The organism is Virgibacillus sp. FSP13 (assembly GCF_054048505.1).
Genome location: NZ_JBSVKG010000061.1, coordinates 1 through 1765 on the forward strand (window position 1 = coordinate 1; position 1765 = coordinate 1765).

Genomic DNA, 1765 nt, shown 5'->3' on the forward strand with positions numbered 1-1765 from the left:
TCCAATGTATCCGCACCTATCTTGTTAGCACCTTTCTTGCCAGTCATTAAACTAACAACAATAAAAACTACAGCTGATAGTGGTAAAGCATAAAATAATGGATCAATATGTGTCATGGGAAATCCTGCTAACGCTGTTTTTCCGAATAGCGCGTTAGAAATACCAAAAGCAGCTGCCTCTTTTTCATGGAAGAATACAAAACCAATAATACTGACCGCAAAACCGACAACAACACTTGCATTAGCACCAGTTCTTGTCCCTTTTTTCCAAAAGAGTGCTCCGATTAATACCGGCAAGAAACCAGCTGCACAAATTCCAAACCAGAATGCCGTTGCCTGCGCAATGACACCACCAGGCAGCACATACGCAAGTAATACTGCTGCAACCATTCCAATAATAACGCCTAATCTGGCTAGTCCTGCCTTCTTTCCAAAGATCGATGTAATCCCCATTTTTTTCAAAATATCTTCACTAAAAGAAGAGGCTTGTACATGAATGAGAGAACTTACAGTTGACAATACTGCAGATACCGCTGTCAGTGTAAATAAATAAACAAACCAATCTGGCATCATCTGACCAATTAAGATAGGCACAACTGTGTCTGGATTACCACCTGCCACACTCATAGAAAGCGCACCTTCTGTATTCGAGAAATAAACATTACTAAGTGGTCCAATCATGTATATTGCACCTGTCATAAAAAATATAAATACCCCGCCAATCAAAACAGAACGGTATAAAGAACGATCATCTTTAACAGTCATAGCCCGCATCGCCAATTGCGGTTGGGCTAACACACCGATACCAACCCCCATTATCAACGTACTGACAAGTGTCCACCACAATGGTGATCCGAATTCCGGCATTGACGTCCAACCTTGATGCCCTTGTGCTACCAAATCGTCCGGTACAAGATCTTTCATCGCTGTCAAAGCATTATGCCCTGCAGTAATACCACCAACAGCTTGATACGTCATGAAAAGGAAAATAGCCATCATAATTAGCATAACTAGTCCAGCAAAAGCATCTGTATACATAACGGCTTTCAATCCTCCACTTAGCACATAAGCGCTCACAACGGCAGCAATGAGAAAAAGAGCTACATGGAAGTTAATCCCCAACGCTTCTTCCAAAAAACGTCCCCCACCAACAAGAACGATACTCGTATATGCCGGCATGAAAATAAAGATCATCACCCCGGAAAAAATAGTAATAAAATTAGACTGATAACGTTCCCCTAGTAAAGATGGGAATGTAAACACATTGAATTTTCTAGAAAGCCGGCGTATTCTGGTGCCAAAAATAGCAAAAGCCACAAAGACTCCTAATACGATATTCAAAAACGCCAACCATAGCAAACTAAAACCATACGACGCAGATACACCACCAAAACCAATCAGCGAAGACGTACTGATAAACGTGGCGCCATACGAAAGTGCCATGACAACAGGATTAATGTTCCCACCAGCTACCAGGTAATCTGCCTCCGTGACTGTTTTTCGATAACCATAATAGGCTAAACCTGACATGATCAAAAAATAAACGACAAGCAATGGAATAAATACGGCTAAGTTCATTCCTTTTCATCCCCTTCATAATTCCAAAACACAATACCAAATATGACACAGCCGACTGCCGATAAAATCGTAGCAACCCAGGCAAATGTAATAATTCCATCTTCCATTCCAAGCATAATTCATTCCTCCTCACCTTAAAATGTGTGATTATGGCCCGAGTTTCCCCTTCTTCCGCCCGAGTGCAGGCA

General features: G+C 41.6%; 2 protein-coding genes. Both read right to left on the reverse strand.

Features of this window, described 5'->3' with window-relative positions; genetic code table 11:
- Positions 1 to 1577: sodium:solute symporter family protein (locus ACW2QC_RS20135; protein ID WP_457545709.1), on the reverse strand; the 1577-nt coding region annotated here is incomplete at its 3' end.
- A complete protein-coding gene (locus ACW2QC_RS20140) occupies positions 1574 to 1693 on the reverse strand; it encodes a symporter small accessory protein (protein ID WP_457545710.1) in 120 nt (39 codons plus the stop codon). The genes ACW2QC_RS20135 and ACW2QC_RS20140, both read right to left, overlap by 4 nt.
- Between the last annotated feature and the right edge of the window lie 72 nt (positions 1694 to 1765).

Coding starts and splice junctions, on each gene's coding strand:
- ACW2QC_RS20140 (WP_457545710.1), bottom strand. CDS start 1,693: ATGCTTGGAATGGAAGATGGAATTATTACATTTGCCTGGGTTGCTACG.